This is a genomic window from Streptomyces sp. NBC_00252, from assembly GCF_036187565.1.
Lineage (GTDB): Bacteria > Actinomycetota > Actinomycetes > Streptomycetales > Streptomycetaceae > Streptomyces.
The window spans coordinates 5,552,986-5,570,563 of sequence record NZ_CP108087.1; the positions used below are offsets into that span (position 1 = coordinate 5,552,986).

15 protein-coding genes are annotated in these 17,578 nt (G+C 70.3%); 8 read left to right on the forward strand and 7 right to left on the reverse strand.

Annotated features, from left to right (window positions below; translation table 11 throughout):
• Positions 1–23: 23 nt before the first annotated feature.
• Positions 24–1,634, reverse strand: coding sequence for an ABC transporter permease (locus tag OHT77_RS24440; protein WP_328830622.1), 1,611 nt, complete (start codon positions 1,632–1,634; stop codon positions 24–26).
• On the reverse strand, positions 1,631–2,575 hold the full coding sequence (locus tag OHT77_RS24445; protein WP_328830623.1) for an ABC transporter ATP-binding protein: 945 nt from the start codon (positions 2,573–2,575) through the stop codon (positions 1,631–1,633). Before OHT77_RS24445 ends, OHT77_RS24440 begins: the two co-directional genes overlap by 4 nt.
• A 74-nt stretch (positions 2,576–2,649) precedes the next feature.
• On the opposite strand from OHT77_RS24445, the gene OHT77_RS24450 reads away from it, so the two are divergent.
• Positions 2,650–3,147: a GbsR/MarR family transcriptional regulator gene (locus OHT77_RS24450; protein ID WP_328830624.1), complete on the forward strand. Its 498-nt coding sequence runs from the start codon at positions 2,650–2,652 to the stop codon at positions 3,145–3,147.
• Positions 3,148–3,242: 95 nt separating this feature from the next.
• Here the strand turns inward: OHT77_RS24450 and OHT77_RS24455 are convergent, their stop codons facing one another.
• Positions 3,243–4,754, reverse strand: a complete 1,512-nt coding sequence (locus OHT77_RS24455; RefSeq protein WP_328830625.1) for an APC family permease — start codon at positions 4,752–4,754, stop codon at positions 3,243–3,245.
• A 150-nt stretch (positions 4,755–4,904) separates the two neighbouring features.
• On the opposite strand from OHT77_RS24455, the gene OHT77_RS24460 reads away from it, so the two are divergent.
• The 3 genes from OHT77_RS24460 (at position 4,905) to OHT77_RS24470 (ending at position 8,029) form a co-directional block, all read left to right on the forward strand.
• Positions 4,905–6,293 carry an ethanolamine ammonia-lyase subunit EutB gene (locus OHT77_RS24460; RefSeq protein WP_328830626.1) on the forward strand — a complete coding sequence of 463 codons (1,389 nt, stop codon included), beginning with the start codon at positions 4,905–4,907 and terminating at the stop codon, positions 6,291–6,293.
• Positions 6,290–7,051: an ethanolamine ammonia-lyase subunit EutC gene (gene eutC, locus OHT77_RS24465; RefSeq protein ID WP_328830627.1), complete on the forward strand. Its 762-nt coding sequence runs from the start codon at positions 6,290–6,292 to the stop codon at positions 7,049–7,051. Before OHT77_RS24460 ends, eutC begins: the two co-directional genes overlap by 4 nt.
• 255 nt (positions 7,052–7,306) lie before the next feature.
• Positions 7,307–8,029: a DUF4232 domain-containing protein gene (locus OHT77_RS24470; RefSeq protein ID WP_328830628.1), complete on the forward strand. Its 723-nt coding sequence runs from the start codon at positions 7,307–7,309 to the stop codon at positions 8,027–8,029.
• 397 nt (positions 8,030–8,426) lie between these two features.
• Here the strand turns inward: OHT77_RS24470 and OHT77_RS24475 are convergent, their stop codons facing one another.
• Complete coding sequence (locus OHT77_RS24475; RefSeq protein ID WP_328830629.1) at positions 8,427–9,302, reverse strand: diacylglycerol kinase; 876 nt, start codon at positions 9,300–9,302, stop codon at positions 8,427–8,429.
• Positions 9,303–9,488: 186 nt separating this feature from the next.
• Between OHT77_RS24475 and OHT77_RS24480 the strand changes: the two genes are divergently transcribed.
• The 3 genes from OHT77_RS24480 (at position 9,489) to OHT77_RS24490 (ending at position 13,154) form a co-directional block, all read left to right on the forward strand.
• Entirely contained in the window at positions 9,489–10,772 is a 1,284-nt protein-coding gene (locus OHT77_RS24480) for an adenylosuccinate synthase (protein WP_266770043.1), read from the forward strand.
• A gap of 164 nt (positions 10,773–10,936) precedes the next feature.
• Positions 10,937–12,745, forward strand: a complete 1,809-nt coding sequence (locus OHT77_RS24485) for a bifunctional metallophosphatase/5'-nucleotidase (RefSeq protein ID WP_328830630.1) — start codon at positions 10,937–10,939, stop codon at positions 12,743–12,745.
• Positions 12,746–12,863: 118 nt separating this feature from the next.
• Entirely contained in the window at positions 12,864–13,154 is a 291-nt protein-coding gene (locus tag OHT77_RS24490) for a hypothetical protein (RefSeq protein ID WP_266770037.1), read from the forward strand.
• A gap of 4 nt (positions 13,155–13,158) precedes the next feature.
• Here OHT77_RS24490 and OHT77_RS24495 read toward each other — a convergent pair whose 3' ends face one another.
• Positions 13,159–13,374: a tautomerase family protein gene (locus OHT77_RS24495; RefSeq protein ID WP_328830631.1), complete on the reverse strand. Its 216-nt coding sequence runs from the start codon at positions 13,372–13,374 to the stop codon at positions 13,159–13,161.
• A gap of 152 nt (positions 13,375–13,526) precedes the next feature.
• Here OHT77_RS24495 and OHT77_RS24500 point away from each other — a divergent pair, with 152 nt between their 5' ends.
• Positions 13,527–14,399, forward strand: coding sequence for a helix-turn-helix transcriptional regulator (locus tag OHT77_RS24500; RefSeq protein WP_328830632.1), 873 nt, complete (start codon positions 13,527–13,529; stop codon positions 14,397–14,399).
• On the opposite strand, the gene OHT77_RS24505 is transcribed toward OHT77_RS24500, so the two are convergent.
• Both OHT77_RS24505 and OHT77_RS24510 read right to left on the reverse strand, forming a co-directional pair.
• Complete coding sequence (locus OHT77_RS24505; RefSeq protein WP_328830633.1) at positions 14,396–15,046, reverse strand: hypothetical protein; 651 nt, start codon at positions 15,044–15,046, stop codon at positions 14,396–14,398. The two genes, OHT77_RS24500 and OHT77_RS24505, sit on opposite strands and share 4 nt — an antisense overlap.
• Before the next feature lie 90 nt (positions 15,047–15,136).
• Positions 15,137–17,542, reverse strand: a complete 2,406-nt coding sequence (locus OHT77_RS24510) for a glycosyltransferase (RefSeq protein ID WP_328830634.1) — start codon at positions 17,540–17,542, stop codon at positions 15,137–15,139.
• Positions 17,543–17,578 lie beyond the last annotated feature (36 nt).

The following is a 17,578-nucleotide window of genomic DNA, read 5'->3' on the forward strand; positions in this document are numbered from 1 at the left end:
GGAGGTTCCCGTGCCGCCGTCGGTCAGGTCGTGAGGTCCCGCCGCCGCAGACCCGTCAGGCCTACGGCGACCAGGGCCGCGGCGATCGCCGTGAGGACGATCACCGGGCCCCAGGCCATGTCTCCGCCCGGGAGCTTCGGCAGGTGGCCGAAGGGGGAGATGCCGAGGACCGCCTGGGGGAGGTTCAGCGCGGGGCCGATCCAGCCGAGCGCGAGGGCCAGTCCCGCCGCCGCCCAGGATGCCGGGGCGAGGCGGGGGAAGAGGCCGTGGAGGAGGACCGCGAGGGCGCCCAGGGTCCAGATCGCGGGGAGTTGGACCAGGCAGGCCGCGAGGATCGGGCCCGGGTCGGCGCCGTAGCCGAGGGTCAGGCCGAGGCCGCTCAGGAGCATGATCAGTACCGCGCCGCCGAAGGCGATGACCAAGTGGCCTGCCGCCCAGCGCAGTCGGCCCACCGCGTTCGCCAGGATCGGTTCGGCTCGGCCGCTCGTCTCCTCGCCGTGCAGGCGCAGGACCGACGCGACCGCGTACAGCGCGGCCAGCATGCCGAACAGGCCGACCATCGTGGCCAGGAACGCGTTCTGGACGCCGGACTGGCCGCCCATCCGCTCGATGATCTCCCGCGTCCTGGCGTTGTCCCCGACGAGGTCCGCCGCGCCCTTCGTGATCCCTCCGAAGGCGACCCCGGCCGCGAGGAAGCCCAGGCTCCAGCCCAGGACGCTGCCCCGCTGGAGCCGCCAGGCCAGCGCCGCCGCCGTGCCGAGACGGCCGTGCGCCGGACCCGGGCGGGCCGGGAAGAAGCTCATGCCCACGTCCCGGCGGCCCGCCAACTCGTAGGCCACCACGCCTTGTACGAGTGCGGCAGCCGCGAACAGGGCCAGTACCCACCAGCGTTCGGCCGCGAACGGGCGCAGGTTCTCCAGCCAGCCGATCGGGGAGATCCAAGTCGCCGGGGAGGAGCCGTCGTCGGTGGTCGAGTCGCCCACCGCGCGGAGGACGAAGCCCGCGCCCAGCAGTCCGCCGGTCAGGCCCTTCGCCAGTCGGCCGCTGTCCGTGAACTGCGCGACGATCGCCGCGAGCGTCGCGAACACCATGCCGGCCCCGCCGATGCCGAGCCCGAGTGCGAGGGCTCCGGCCGCCCCCTGACCTGCCAGGCCACCCCAAATCAGCAGGGCGAGCGCGGAGTTGGCGACCAGGGCCGTCAGCAGGGCCGCGGTCAGTGGTGCGCTGCGGCCCACCGTCGCCGAGGAGATGAGCTCCTGACGGCCGCTCTCCTCCTCGTCACGCGTGTGCCGTACGACGACGATCAGGCTCATGATCCCGGCGAGGATCGCGGCGTAGCCGCCGATGCGCCACGCGGTGAGACCGCCGAGCGAGTCGCTGAACACCGGACCGTAGGTGGCGCGCAGCGAGCTGTTGGTGAGCATCTGGCGGGCGATGTCGGCGCGTTGGGCGGGCGTCGAGTACACGCTCTTGAGCGAGCCGGGGAGGGAGAGGACGAGGAGGCCGGTCACGGCCACCCAGGCCGGGACCACCACGCGGTCGCGGCGCAGGTTGAAGCGCAACAGGGCGCCGGTGCCGGTGAGTTGGCGTGAGCCGCCGCCGGGGCGTACGGCGAGGGTGGCGGCGGCGGTCATCGGGACACCGCGCCTTCCGTGACCGTACCGCCGCCGGGTTCGCCTGCCGTACCGCCGTCCGCCTCCTGGTAGTGGCGGAGGAACAGCTCCTCCAGTGTCGGCGGCTTCGAGGTCAGCGACCGCACGCCGGACTCGCTCAACAACCTTAGAACCGCGTTGAGTTGGTCGCTCTCCACCTGGAGCCGTACCCGCTTGCCCTGGATGTCGAGGTCGTGGACGCCGGGCAGGGTTCCCAACCCTTCGGGGACACCGACCAGTTCGGCCGTCACGCTGGTGCGGGTGAGGTGGCGCAGGTCGGCCAGAGAACCGGTCTCCACCGTGCGGCCCTTGCGGATGATGCTCACCCGGTCGCACAACTCCTCGACCTCGCTGAGGATGTGGGAGGAGAGCAGGATCGTCCGGCCCCGGTCGCGCTCCTCCTCCACGCAGCGCTGGAAGACCTCCTCCATCAACGGGTCGAGGCCCGACGTCGGTTCGTCGAGGATCAGCAGGTCCACGTCCGAGGCGAACGCGGCGACGAGGGCGACCTTCTGGCGGTTGCCCTTGGAGTACGTGCGGCCCTTTTTGGTGGGGTCGAGTTCGAAGCGGTCGATCAGTTCGGCGCGCCGGGACCTGTCGAGGCCGCCGCGCAACTTGCCGTAGAGATCGATGACTTCACCGCCGGAGAGGTTGCGCCACAGCGTCACGTCGCCGGGGACGTAGGCGACCCGGCGGTGCAGTTCGACGGCGTCGGTCCAGGGGTCGCGGCCCAGGAGCTGGGCGGCGCCGGAGTCCGCGTGGAGGAGGCCGAGCAGGACGCGGATCGTCGTGGACTTGCCGGAGCCGTTGGGCCCCAGGAAGCCGTGCACCTCGCCGGCCTCGACGTCCAGGTCGAGACCGGTGAGGGCATGCGTCGTGCCGAACGACTTGTGCAGTCCGGAGACGGTGATGGCCTTCGTCATGGTTCAGAACGTACGCTTCTTTCAGAAATTTGTGAAGTTAAGGAAGTGTATGAAGCCCGGGTTAGGGTGAGGTCATGACGGATACACCTGGTGCGCGGGACGCGGAGTCCGTGTCGAAGTTCGTCGAGTCGTTCGCGGCGCAGCTCGTGGAAGCGGGGATGCAGCGGATGCCGGCGCGGATCTTCGCCGCGCTGCTGTCCTCCGACGAGGGGGCGATGACCTCCGTCGAGCTGGGGGAGCAGCTGCGGATCAGTCCTGCGGCGGTGTCGGGTGGGGTGCGGTATCTGGCTCAGCAGCACATGGTTTCGCGCGAACGGGAACCGGGTTCGCGGCGCGAGCGGTACCGGGTTCAGGGGAACCAGTGGTACGAGGCGTTGACCAACCGCGAGGCCGTGCTCAAGCGGTGGGAGGCGGCGTTGGGGGAGGGGGTCGCGAGCCTCGGCGCGGAGACCCCCGCCGGACGTCGTATGGCCGAGACGCTCGCGTTCTTCGAGTTCGTCGACGGGGAGATCACGGCGATGATGGAGCGCTGGCGGGTCCACCGGGACGAGCGGTTCGGCACTACGCCCTGAGGGGACGCGCCCTGAAGGGGCGCGGGGAACTGCGCGACCAGCCCACCACCGGCCTGCGGACAAGTACGACACAGCCCCGCGCCCCTGAAAGAACCTCAGCGCTCCTTGGTTTCCTCGAGGACCGTGCGCCCCAGCAAGGCAAAGCGTTCAGGGGAGCGGCGCTTCAGGTACTGGGCGTAGCCGATGCCCGTTGCCGCGACCAGGAGTACCAGCCACGGGGTTGCCTTCAGTACGGGGGAGTCGGACTCCGAGCCCGCCGCCACGCTCATGTTGGACACCAGGAGCAGTACCACCGCCAGCATCGCGATGCCCCCGAGGAGAGGCGCGGTGAACGTCTTGAACCAGTGCCGGCTCTCGGGGTGGTTCCTGCGGAAGTACGCCAGCACCGCGAACGAGCACACCGCCTGCACCACGAGGATCGCCATCGTGCCGAGGATGGCGAGAAGGACGTAGAGCGCGTTGGCCGGGTCCTTGGTCGTGGCCCAGAACGCGAGGATCAGGACGGCGCTCACCACGGTCTGCACGAACCCGGCGATGTGCGGGGAACCGTGCTTCGCGTGGGTGCGGCCGACCGTGTTCTTCAGGGAGGGGAGGACGCCCTCGCGGCCCAGCGCGTACATGTAGCGGCTGGCGCAGTTGTGGAAGGCCATGCCGCAGGCGAGCGAGCCGGTGATCATCAGCCACTGCATGAGGTCGACCGCCCAGTGGCCGACGTAGTGCTCGGTGGGGTTGAAGAAGAGGGCGAGCGGGTTCGCCGACGAGGCGACCTTCACGGCCTCGCTCTCGCCGTTGCCGATGATGGCCATCCAGGAGACGAAGACGTAGAAGACGCCGACGCCCAGGACGCTGATCATCGTCGCCTTGGGGATGATCTTCTTCGGGTCGCGGGACTCCTCGCCGTACATCGCCGTCGACTCGAAGCCGACCCACGACCAGAACGCGAAGAAGAGGCCGAGGCCCGCGCTGGTGCCCTTGAACGCGTTGACCGGGTTGACCGGACCGAAGGTGAAACCGTGCGGGCCGCCGCCGTGCAGGGCGACCGAGATCGCCATCGCGGCGAGGACGGTCACCTCGGTGCCGAGGAGGACGACGAGCAGCTTCTCGGCGACCGAGACGCCGAACCACGTGCCCGTCGCGTTGACGGCCAGCATGACGATCGCGAAGACCCACCACGGGACGTCAAGTCCCGTCTGGTCCTTGAAGGTTCCGGTGGCGAAGGTGGAGAAGATGCCGATGAGGGCCGGCTCGAACACCATGTAGGCGAAGGTGGCGAGCATCCCGGAGGCGAGTCCGACGGTGCGGCCGAGGCCGTAGGAGATGAAGCCGTAGAAGGCGCCGGTCGAGGTGATGTGCTTCGCCATCGACGTGAAGCCGACGGAAAAGATTGCCAGGACGACCATTGCGACGAGGTAGCTCGCCGGGGCGCCTATGCCGTTCCCCGACGAGACCATGAAGGGCACGTTGCCGGTCATCGCGGTGATCGGAGCGGCGGTCGCGACGGCCATGAAGACCACGCCCAGCAGGCCGATGGCGTTGGGCTTGAGCCGGTGAACGGCGCCGTCCTCGCTTACGTCCGCCGCGGGGGCGACTCCTTCGTCCACTGCCATCGGGATGGCTCCTCTCCTGCTGCTCGGCTGGTGCGTCGAACCGGAACTCTGTAGGCCGAATAAGTCGGGCAAGGGTTGCGGGACGTTAAATGTTTGTCAACCAGACCATTAGAAATCTGGCCGCAACACGCCCCTCGTACGGTCACCGGCATGAGTACGTACACCTCCACGCTCGGCGGCCACCGCTACCGCTTCGGCTCCCTCGCGCGCCTGCTCGCCGCCGCGAGCCCGGAGCGGTCCGGCGACCGGCTGGCGGGGCTGGCAGCCGAGTCCGCGCAGGAGCGGGTGGCCGCTCGCTGGGCGCTGGCGGACGTGCCGCTGGCCGCGTTCCTCGCCGAGCCGGTGATCCCGTACGAGACCGACGACGTGACGCGGCTGATTCTCGACACGCACGACACGGGCGCGTTCGCGGCGGTGGCCGGGCTGTCGGTCGGCGGGTTCCGGGAGTGGCTGCTCGCTGCGGACAGCGGTGAACTGGCCGCCGTGGCACCCGGGTTGACGCCGGAGATGGTCGCGGCCGTCTCGAAGCTGATGGGCAACGCCGATCTCGTCGCCGTCGCGCGGAAGGTGCGGGTCGTGACCGCGTTCCGCTCGACGATCGGTCTGCCGGGGCGGCTCGCCACCCGCCTTCAGCCCAACCACCCCACCGACGACCCCGCCGGTGTCGCCGCGGCCCTCCTCGACGGGCTGCTGCTCGGCTCCGGCGACGCGGTGATCGGCATCAACCCCGCGACGGACAGCCCGAAGGCGGTACGTGACCTGCTGGAACTGCTCGACGGAGTCATCCAGCGGTACGCCATCCCCACCCAGTCCTGCGTCCTGTCCCACGTCACCACCAGCGTCGACCTGATGGCGTCCGGCGCGCCCGTCGACCTCGTCTTCCAGTCCATCGCGGGCACCCAGGCGGCGAACGCCTCCTTCGGCGTCACGCTCGGCCTGCTCGACGAGGCGTACGAGGCGGCGAAGGCCCTCGGCCGGGGCACCGTCGGCTCCGACGTCATGTACTTCGAGACCGGGCAGGGCAGCGCCCTCTCCGCCGACGCGCACCACGGCGTGGACCAGCAGACGGTCGAGGCACGGGCGTACGCGGTGGCCCGGCGCTACGACCCGTTCCTCGTGAACACGGTGGTGGGCTTCATCGGCCCGGAGTACCTCTACGACGGCCGGCAGATCCTCCGCGCCGCCCTGGAGGACCACTTCTGCGGCAAGGTGCTCGGCCTGCCCATGGGCCTGGACATCTGCTACACCAACCACGCCGACGCGGACGACGACGACATCGCCACGATGCTCACCCTGCTCGGCGTGGCCGGCGCGTCCTTCGTGATCTGCACCCCGGGCGGCGACGACATCATGCTCAACTACCAATCCGCCTCGTACCACGACGCGTTGTACCTCCGTGAGGTCCTCGGGTTGCGCCCGGCACCGGAGTTCGAGGCCTGGCTCGACTCGATCGGCCTGCTGGGCGAGGGCGGCGCGATCCAGGACGTGTCCGGTACGGCCCACCCGTTGACCGCGATCGGAAGGGAACTGGCCGCATGACGAACGCTCAAATAGCTTTGGTGGAACGGGACTTGTGGCCTGCCCTGCGTCGGCACACGCAGGCGCGGATCGGGCTGGGGCGGGCCGGGTCGGGGCTGCCCACGCAGCACCGGCTGGAGTTGCAGGCCGCGCATGCGGCGGCGCGGGACGCGGTGCACTCGCCCTTTCAACCGGAGCTGGTGGCGGGGGCGTTGCGGGGAGAGCCGACCGTGCGGGTGCGGAGTGCCGCGCCCGACCGGCTGACCTATCTCCAACGGCCTGATCTGGGGCGGCGGTTGGATCCTGCCGACCGGGCGCATCTGCCGGTGGGGGAGTGGGACGTGGTGTTCGTCGTGGCGGACGGGCTGTCCAGCCGGGCGGTGCACGAGCACGGGGCGGCGATGGTGCGGGCGACCACGGCGCTGTTGCCGACGGCGTGGCGGGTGGGGCCGGTGGTGTTGGCAGAGCAGGCGCGGGTTGCCCTCGGCGATGACGTGGCCGCCGCGATGGGGGCGGTGATGATCGTGGTGTTCGTCGGCGAGCGGCCTGGGATGTCGGCGGCGGATTCGTTGGGGGCGTATCTGACGTACCGGCCTGTGCCGGGGGTTACCACGGATGCGTCTCGTAACTGCCTTTCCAATATTCGCCCGCCCTCGGGGATGGCGTATGAGGTGGCTGCGGGGAAGTTGGCGGGGCTCATGGGGAGGGCGCGGGAGTTGGGGGTCACGGGGGTGGGGTTGAAGGACGACGCGGATGTGGGGGTGGGGTTGCCTGGGTGAGGCGGGGGGCGGGTGGGGGGTTCGCCGGCGCGGGTCACGGGTCTGTCCCAACGGGCTGTCCGCTTGGGTGGGTTGATGTCAGGGGCCGGAACGCCTGTCGGGGCTGGGCCGGGGCGGTGACCGGGGGGTGTGGTGCCGGTAGGTGTGTGTAACAGGCATGTCCTGGGAGGGGGTTGGGAGGAACGGCGGTGTGGCCTCGGGCGCTCCTCCTGGTCGGAAACGCTCACTGCTGACCGACACCGAGGAATCAAGACGATGCGCGTTCACAAGCTCACCTTCGCCGCCCTGGCCGTCGCCGCCGGTCTCTCGCTCACCGCCTGCCAGAGTGGGAACGACAACGCGGGCAACGGGCCGAGCGACCCGTCGTCCACGTCCTCCGCGTCGACCGGGGGCGGCTCCGGCTCCGACTCCAACTCCTCGTCCACGGGCGGTGGTTCGGGTACGAACGCCTCGGACCGGAGTGGGACCTCGACGGGGACCGGGACCTCGTCCGGCTCCGGCTCGAAGGGCTCGGGCAAGACCGCCGGGTCAGGGTCCGGCACCGGTGCGAGTGCCAGGACCGGCAAGTGCCTCACCGCCGGTCTGAAGATCACCGCGCAGGACGGCACCATCGGCGGTGACACCGACGGCACGGTGGTCGTCACGCTGACCAACCGCAGCGGCCACGACTGCACCGTCGCCGGGTACGCGGGCGTCGACCTGAAGACCAACGCGGGGTCGCTGTCCGCGAAGCGCACCGGTCAGGAGACCGTGTCGGCCGTGCTCAAGAACGGTGAGTCGACGTACTTCCCGGTCAGCTACCCGCTCAACACGTCGGGCGGCTCCGGCGTCCGGATCACCGGGCTGGTCGTGACCCCGCCGGACGAGACCCACTCGGTCACCCTCGCCTGGCCGGGCGCCGCGTCCCTGCCCGTCACCGACGGCTCCGGCTCCTCGGTCAAGGTCGGCCCGATCGGCAGCGCCGGCCAGGGCGGCTGAACCAACCCTCCCCTGGTCCCTCCGGCCACCGACGCGCCGGGGGGAGACCGCATTCCGGCACCCGCCCCACCCCGCCCACCCCAACCCCCTCAGGGGCGCGAGGCCGCATCGATCTGCGGCTCCGCCGCGCGGGCGCGACCAGCCCCCACCGCGCCGCACCGCGCACCCGACCGACCCGCACCCCGTACACACCCGGACCGCACTCCGCACCCGACCGACCCGCACCCCGTACACACCCGGACCGCACTCCGCACCCGACCGACCCGCACCGCGCACACACCCGGACCGCACCCCGCACCCAACCGACCCGAACCGCGCACACACCCGGACCGCACCCCGCACCCAACCGACCCGAACCGCCCACCCCCACCCCGGCCCCACCCCCACGGCACCCCCGTCACCCGGGCAGCGTGAGCCCCCAAGCTCCCTCCCGCACCACCCACGTCCGTGTCCGCACCGGCCCCCCGACCACCGCATCCGCCCGGTACCGGAAATCCGCCCCCGACACGGTCACGCTCCGCCCCCGCGCGCACAGCGGTGACGCCTCGGCGCCGACCGAGACGGGCCGTACCTCCACCTCGGCGAAGCCGGACGCGCCCGGGGTCACGGACACCCCGTCCACCGGCTGGTCCAGGTCCACCAGCGTCACCCCGTCCACCTCGACCCGCAGCCGCGCGGGCCCGAGCCGGGTGACCCCGGCGAGGGGTTCGCGGGGCGGCCGGGGCGGCACCAGGGTCCGTACCAGCGACTGGCAGGTCCGCAGCCAGGACGCGTGACCGGAACCGGACGGCACCGGGGTCTGCTCCTCCGCCGGAGCCGCCCGCACGGGAAGCGAGGGGATCCGCAGCGCGCCGAGCACCACCCCGTCGCTCTCGTCGACCAGCAGGTCCTTCCGCCGTACGACGCCGTCGAGCACCGCACGCGCCGCCGCGACCGCGCCCGTGGGCACGCCCAGCGCCCCCGCGAGGGAGAGGGCCGCTCCCACCGGCACCATCGACAGAGCACATCCGGCCAGTTCCCGCTGCCGGTACAGCAGGGACACTGCGCGGAGCAGGGCGCGGTCGTCGCCGATCACCACCGGGCGCCGGGAGCCCCGCCGGGCGAGCACCCGGGCGAACTCCTCGGGCCCGTCCGGCAGGCACACCTTCGTCGCCGCACCCGCGCTGAGCACGTCTTTCGCGATACGGACGGACTCCGCGTCGGCGCGCCGGGCGACCTGATCGATGACGACCAGCAGCTGATCTGAAGTCGCGAAAGTCGCCACCTCGGCCATGCCTCGCTTCCTCGGGTAGCATCTTTGTGCAAGAGCCCCTTGCGCTATTGCGCCAGGGGCTTCGTCTATTCCGGGGCATCCGGTCCGACGGGTTGCGGCCGACGAGGGTCGCGGGCGTACGAGGCACACATGTGTCACGTACGCCTCTGACCTTGGACATGCCCCGCCCGGAAGGGGTGTACGCGCGTGCCCGCACTTGTGCTGCTCGGTGCTCAGTGGGGTGACGAAGGCAAGGGAAAGGCGACGGACCTGCTAGGTGGGTCGGTCGACTATGTGGTGCGCTACCAGGGCGGCAACAACGCCGGCCACACGGTAGTCGTGGGCGATCAGAAGTACGCCCTTCACCTGCTCCCTTCCGGGATCCTCACACCGGAGTGCACTCCGGTCATCGGCAACGGTGTCGTCGTCGACCCGTCGGTCCTGTTCTCCGAGCTGGACGGACTGAACGAGCGCGGCGTCGACACGTCCAAGCTCCTGCTCAGCGGTAACGCCCACATCATCACGCCGTACAACGTGACGGTGGACAAGGTGACCGAGCGCTTCCTCGGGAAGCGGAAGATCGGGACGACGGGCCGGGGTATCGGGCCCACCTACGCGGACAAGATCAACCGCGTCGGCATCCGGGTCCAGGACCTCTACGACGAGTCGATCCTGACGCAGAAGGTCGAGGCTGCCCTCGACGTCAAGAACCAGATGCTCACCAAGCTCTACAACCGCCGCGCGATCGCCATCGAGCAGGTCGTCGAGGAGCTGCTGGGCTACGCGGACCGGCTCAAGCCGTACGTCGCGGACACCGTCCTGATCCTCAACAAGGCGCTGGACGACGACAAGGTGGTCCTCTTCGAGGGCGGCCAGGGCACGCTCCTGGACATCGACCACGGCACGTACCCCTTCGTGACGTCGTCGAACCCGACCGCGGGCGGCGCCTGCACCGGCGCCGGCGTCGGCCCGACGAAGATCAGCCGGGTCATCGGCATCCTCAAGGCGTACACGACCCGGGTCGGCTCGGGCCCGTTCCCGACCGAGCTGTTCGACGCGGACGGCGAGGCGCTGCGCCGCATCGGCGGCGAGCGGGGTGTCACCACCGGCCGTGACCGGCGCTGCGGCTGGTTCGACGCGGTCATCGCCCGCTACGCGACCCGTGTGAACGGCCTGACCGACTTCTTCCTCACCAAGCTGGACGTCCTGACCGGCTGGGAGGAGATCCCGGTCTGCGTGGCGTACGAGATCGACGGCAAGCGCGTCGAGGAACTCCCGTACTCGCAGAGCGACTTCCACCACGCGAAGCCGATCTACGAGACCCTGCCCGGCTGGAGCGAGGACATCACGAAGGCCAAGACCTTCGCGGACCTCCCGAAGAACGCGCAGGCGTACGTGAAGGCGCTGGAGGAGATGTCCGGCGCACCGATCTCCGCGATCGGCGTCGGGCCCGGCCGTACGGAGACGATCGAGATCAACTCGTTCATCTAGCACGGCGGTTGGCTGGGGTGCTTGGGCCGGTCTTGGGAATCCTTGACCGGCCCTTGGGCTGCCCGTGGTTACGCCGGTAACGGGCGGAGGCCAACATCTACGCGGGTAGCCCGCCGCACCCCGTACGCCACCACCCGCCCTCCGCGCCCCCTCAGGAGTCCTGAATGCCCGTCAATCCCATGAATCGCCGTGAGTTCGTGCAGAAGTCCGCCGTCACGGGCGCCGTCGCGGCCGTCGCGGGGACGGCGGCGGTGACCCCGGCCGAGGCGGCCGACCGTCACCACAAGCCCCCACACCGGCCGAAGACCTGGTCGTTCTCCATCCTGGGCACGACCGACCTGCACAGCCACGTCTTCGACTGGGACTACTACTCGGACAAGGCGTACTCGGACAGCAAGGGCAACTCCGTCGGCGTCGCCCGCGTCGCCACCCTCATCAAGGAGCAGCGCAAGGCGAAGGGCGAGGGCCGCGTCCTGCTCGTCGACGCCGGTGACATCATCCAGGGCACCTCGCTGGGCTACTACTTCGCGCGCGTGGACCCCATCACGAGCGGCGCCAAGCACCCGATGGCCACGGCCATGAACCACATGCGCTACGACGCCGCCGCCCTCGGCAACCACGAGTTCAACTACGGCATCGACACCCTGCGCAAGTTCGAGCAGCAGTGTCACTTTCCGCTGCTCGGGGCCAACGCGCTGGACGCGAAGACCCTGCGCCCGGCGTTCGCGCCGTACACCGTGAAGCACATCCGGGTCCCCGGCGCCCCCGACATCAAGGTCGGCATCCTCGGCCTCACCAACCCGGGCATCGCGCTGTGGGACAAGGACAACGTCAGCGGCAAGATGGTCTTCCCGGGCCTCGTCGAGCAGGCGAAGAAGTACGTGCCGCGGCTGCGCGCGCTCGGCTGTGACGTCGTCTTCCTCACCGACCACTCGGGCCTGGACGGCAGTTCGTCCTACGGCGACGAGCTGCCGTACGTCGAGAACGCCTCCAACCTCGTCGCCGAGCAGGTCCCCGGCATCGACGCGATCCTCGTGGGCCACACCCACGTCGAGGTGCCGTCGTACACGGTGAAGAACGAGAAGACCGGCGCGGACGTCCTGCTCTCCGAGCCGTACTGCTGGGGCTACCGCCTGAGCGTCTTCGACTTCGAGCTCGAACTCGTCCGCGGCCAGTGGAAGATCACCAGCAAGACGGCGCAGACCCTCAACCCGAACACGGTGGACGAGGACCCGGAGATCAGGAAACTCCTCGAAGCGGACCACGAGTTGGTCGTGAAGTACGTCAACACGGCGGTCGGCACCTGCACCGAGGACCTCTCGGCGGCGGAGTCCTGCTGGAAGGACGTGCCGATCATGGACTTCATCCAGCAGGTGCAGATGGACTCGGTGAAGGCGGGCCTCTCGACCGCCGACGCGGCCCTCCCGCTGATCTCGGTCGCGGCCCCCTTCAGCCGCACGGCCGACATCCCCGAGGGCGCGGTCACCATCAAGGACATCGCCGGCCTCTACATCTACGACAACACCCTCTACGGCAAGAAGCTCACCGGCGCCCAGCTCAAGGACTACCTGGAGTACGCGGCGAAGTACTACCACCAGGTCCCGGCGGGCACGAAGGTCGACACCGCGACCCTCACCAACGCCAACAGCTTCTGGGACTACATGTACGACGTGGCCGTGGGCGTCTCCTACGACATCGACATCGCCCAGGCCGAGGGTTCGCGCATCAAGAACCTGACGTACAACGGCACTTCGGTCACGGACGACCAGGTCTTCGTCGTCGCGGTCAACAACTACCGCGCGAACGGCGGCTCCGGCTACCCGCACATCGCGTCGGCGGAGACCGTCTACAGCGCCCCCGACCAGGTCCGCGACCTGATGATCGCCTACGTCACGGCGAAGGGCAGCCTGGACCCGGCGGACTTCGCGGCGGTGAACTGGAAGCTGACGCAGGCCGGTACGGCGGTCTTCTAGCCCGACCGCTCCGCCCGGTTCCGTCGTGGATCCGTCAGGAAATCGAACATCACCCGCATATCGGGCATATCCTGACGGAGTCCACCCCGCGCACGCCAACCCGAAGAAGGTGACTGCGATGCGCATGATGCTGAAGGCGTCCTTGGACACCGAGAAGGCGAACGATGCCGCTCGGAGCGGGACTCTGGGGAAGCTGATCCAGGAGTCCCTGGAGCAGATCAAGCCCGAGGCCGCGTACTTCACGGCGGAGAACGGCAAGCGGACCGCGCTGGTGTTCTTCGATCTGAAGGACCCGACCGACATTCCGGCGATCAGCGAGCCGCTCTTCCTCAACCTCGGCGCAGAGCTGACCTACGTACCGGTGATGAACCCGGAGGAGGTCGAGGCGGGTCTCGGCAAGGTGCGGTAGGGCCTCATTCCCGCGGGGTGCCCTGGATCCTGGCGAGGGTCAGGACCCCGCCGCCGATGCCCCAGCCCGCGTCGGCGACCTCTTCGACCAGGACGAGGGTGGTGGCGCGGGCGCCGTCGCCGAAGATCTCGGCGTACAGGTCGGTCGTGCGCGTGACGATCTGCTCCTTCTGCTCCGCGGTGAGGGCGCCGGCGGGGACCTTGAAGTTGGCGAAAGGCATGGTGCTCTCTTTCCTCGTGCTGCTGTGTTTCCTCGTGGTGCTGTGCGGGACGGGACAACCATCCGTCCGCCGCGCCCGCCCGGCCAGGGCTGAGCCCACCCAGGGGTTGGCGGCCCCTGGCTCGGACCTCGCGGAGAGGGGACGATGGACGGGTGAACCTTCCCGAGCTCGCGGCGTTCCTGAAGTCCCGGCGTGACCGGGTCCGGCCGGCCGACGTCGGGCTGCCCGTCGGGCCCCGGCGCCGGGTGCCCGGTCTGCGCCGGGAGGAGGTCGCGCAGCTCGCGGGGCTGTCCGCCGACTACTACACCGAGCTGGAGCGCGGGCGCGGCGCCCAGCCCTCCGCCCAGACCCTGTCCGCGCTCGCCCGTGCGCTGCGGCTCGGCGGTGACCAGCGGGACCATCTGTTCCACCTCGCCGACCGGCCGCTGCCGGAGTCGGCGCACGGGGTGGGCGCACGGCACGTCCAGCCCGCGCTGCTGGGGCTGCTGGACCGGCTGGCGACGACCCCGGCCCAGGTGATCACCGACCTGCACGAGACCCTCGTACAGAACGAACTGGCCGTCGCGCTGCTCGGGCGGGCACCGGAGCCGCGTGGGCCCGTCTCCGGGTTCGCGTACCGGTGGTTCACCGATCCGGCGTCCCGCGCGGTCTATCCGCCCGAGGACCACGCGCATCACTCACGGGTCTTCGTCGCCGACCTGCACGCGGTGGCCGCCCGCCGCAGCCGGGACAGCGAGGTCGCCGGGATGACGGCGGCCCTGCGGAAGCGCAGCCCGGAGTTCGCCGCGCTGTGGGACACACAGGACGTCGGCCTGCGGCGCACCGACCACAAGCGGATCGTGCATCCCACGCTGGGCGTCATCGAGCTGGACTGCCACAGCCTGTTCAGCGAGGACGGCCGTCAGCGCCTCCTGTGGTTCACGGCCCCGCCCGGCACCGAGGGCGCCGCCCAGCTCGAACTGCTCGGCGTCATCGGCACACAGGACATGGCGGCGGACGAGAACACCTTCCGCACGCGGCGCTAGCTGAACACGATCATCGAGCCCTGGGCCAGGCTGCGGGTCGCCGCCGCGTGCAGGCCCAGCCACACGTGCCGTTCGCGGGCGAACGGGCTGGGGTCGTACGGCGCGGGAACGGCCGGTTCCTCCAACTCCGTGGGCGCGGCGGGAGGTTCGGGCGTCGCCGGCGGGTTCGCCGGGTCGATGCCGATCGTCGGGGCGACGAACTCCAGCTCGCGGAGCAGCGTCTGGGACGAGCCCAACGGGCCGCCGCCCGCGAGGAGTTCGTCGTTCGACAGCGGATGCGGGAAGTCGACCGGGACATAGGCGCCCGCGTGGTCGTAGTGCCAGACCAGGTGGGACTGCTGGGCCGTGTTCTCGAACATCTCCAGGAGCTGTTCGTAGTCGCCGCCGAGTTCGTCGACCGGCGTCACCGGGAGGCCGCAGACCTGGAGCAGGTAGGCCCGGCGCAGGAAGTGCAGCGCGTCGTAGTCGAAACCCGCGACCGGGGCGACCTCGCCGGACAGTCCCGGCATGTACTGGTACACCGGCACCGGGGGGAGCCCGGCCTCGGCCAACAGGGAGTTGTAGAGCGCGAGTTCGTCGGCGAACGGGTTGTCGGGGGTGTGGCACAACACGTCGACGAGCGGGACCAGCCACAGGTCACAGGCCAAAAGGGGGCTCCTCGGTTACTCGCTGCGCATCGTGGATCTCGCATGGTGGTCAGGCAAGAGTAGGGGGAAGAGTAGTCGGTGCGGCCCGGGTCAGCTCCCCTCGTGCAGGTCCCATACCCACACACCGTCCACCCACTTACCGGGGCGCCCCACCAGCTTCTCCACCGCCGCGCGGAGCTTGTCGTCGTTGGGCTGCGGCGCGACCACCAGCGCACCCGCGTGCCAGTACGCGAAGTCGACCTTGGCCTGCGCCTGCCAGTTCCTGCCGATGGTCGGGATCACACCGGTGTAGCGGACGTCCCGCAGCATGTTGGAGGTGTAGCGGGGCGGGGCGCCGTAGATGCCGATGCGGTCGTCGCCGTAGGGGCCGTTGAAGTAGCCGCCCGGCATCTTGAAGCCGAGGTCGGCGGCGGTCTGCCAGTGCAGGGGCTCCGCCGCGCCGGGGTCGGCGAGCGGGAGCGGGACGATCGATTCGCCGGCGCGGACGTACGACTTGTAGGTGCCGTCGGTGAAGAAGGCGGGCACGGTCGCCCGGTCGACGGCCTTCAGGGGCGCCGGGATGATCGGGATCAGGGCCATGGCCACGGCGAGCAGGCCCACGTACTGCGTGCCGAGCTGCCGTGTCGCCGCCAGCTTGTCGACCGCGATGGCCAGCAGCATGCCGAGCGCGGGCGCGCAGATCATCGCGACCCGGCCCTCGATCACCGACTCGAAGAGCGGCTTGTGGGCGAGCAGGGCCCAGGGCCCCGGGTAGACCGTGTCCGTGAGCGGGATGCGGATCTTGGGGCCCATGGAGAGGATCGCGGCGGCGACCGCGGTGAACGCGAGCGCCTTGACGAGGGCGTGCTCCCACAGCCGTACGACGATCGCGAAGGCGAGGGCGACGAGCGGCCAGCCGTAGAAGGCGTTCTGCTCGGTGGGGTTGAGGGAGAGGGAGTTCGCGCGGACCTCGTTGCCCGCGATCAGGGAGCGTTCGGCGAAGGAGAGCAGCGCGAGGGGGCTGTTGCCCGCGTTGTCGCCGTGCAGGACGCTCTTGTAGCTCTGCGGGCCCACGAACTGGTAGTAGATCGGGATCAGGATGATCGGGGCGCAGACCGCAGCCGCGATGCCGAGGCCCTTCAGAAGCGGGCGCCAGGACGCCTTCACCACGTCCCGGTGGAGGACTCCGTAGGCGGCGGCGAACAGGATCATGCCCATCGTGGCCAGGAGCAGCGGCTCCTCGCCGAGGAAGATCTGGTAGGCCGCCATCAGGCCGAGCACGATCCCGTCCCGGACGACCCGGGTGCCCGCGCACAGGCGCAGGGCGCGGTCGATGATCAGCGGGATCATGAAGAGGATGACGAAGTTCGGGTGCGCGTTGGCGTGGCTGACCATCGGCGGGGCGAAGGCCGCGAGCGAGGCGCCGACGAAGGCCGCGGCCCGCTGCCGTACGACGCGCTTCACGATCAGCCAGTACCAGGCGGCGGCCGTGACCGCGAGACCCAGCGCCATGCAGACGCTCAGCGAGACCGCGGGCCCTGCCAGCAGGGTGAGGGGCGCGAAGGGGACCGACAGGCCCAGCATGACCGTGTTGGCCATGAGGTTCACGCCGTCGGGGAAGCCCTGGAGGTCGCTGAAGAGCGGGTTGTGGAAGTGGGCGACGTTGTCGGCCGTGACCGCGAAGAACCACTCCCACTGGTTCTGGTCCTGGAGCGAGTCGACCAGGTAGCGGTGGTTCGGGTCGAAGAGGCGGCCCGAGTAGAGGCCGACCGACATCAGCAGGAAGAGGACGACGACCAGGAGGTCGGCGGGGCGCAGGGAGCGGGCGCGGAGGCGGCCCAGTTCCGTGAGGACCTTGGCGTAGTCGAGGGGTCTCACCTTCGAGCCGGACTGGTGGGCCCAGCGCACCGGCACCTCGGCGACCTCCCAGTTCGCCCGGCGGAAGTGCTGGAGGACCTCCACGTCGATGCCCCAGCCGTTGATGCGGGAGGCGGCGAAGGCCTCGCGGGCCCGGTCGCCCTCGAACAGCTTGAAGCCGCACTGGGTGTCCCGTATGCCGGGCACCGCGGCCTGGCGTATGAGGAAGTTGCCCGCGCGGCCCAGGAGTTCACGTATGGGGTGCTGGTGGCTCTCGATCGTCGCGCCGGGCGCCGCGCGGGAGCCGATCGCGGCCGCGCGGCCCTCGCTCAGCTCCTTGTCGAGCTTCTCCAACTCCTCGATGGGCGCGGCCAGATCGGCGTCCGTGACCAGCACCCGGTGGCCGCGCGAGGCGGCGACGCCGAGGCGCAGGGCGTGGCCCTTGCCGCGGTTGCGGGGGCTGGTGACCAGCTGCACCCGGGGGTCGGCGCGGGAGTTGACGACCTCGCGGGTCCCGTCGTCGGAGCCGTCGTCGGCGACGACGATCTCCCACTCGCCGAAGCGGCCCTCGTTGTCGGCGAGATACGTGGTGATCGCGTCCAGCGTCGGCCCGAGCCGCCGTTCCTCGTTGTAGGCGGGCACGACGACACTGAGGTCCACGGAGGCACTGTCCACGGCCGGAGCGGCCCTTTCCGG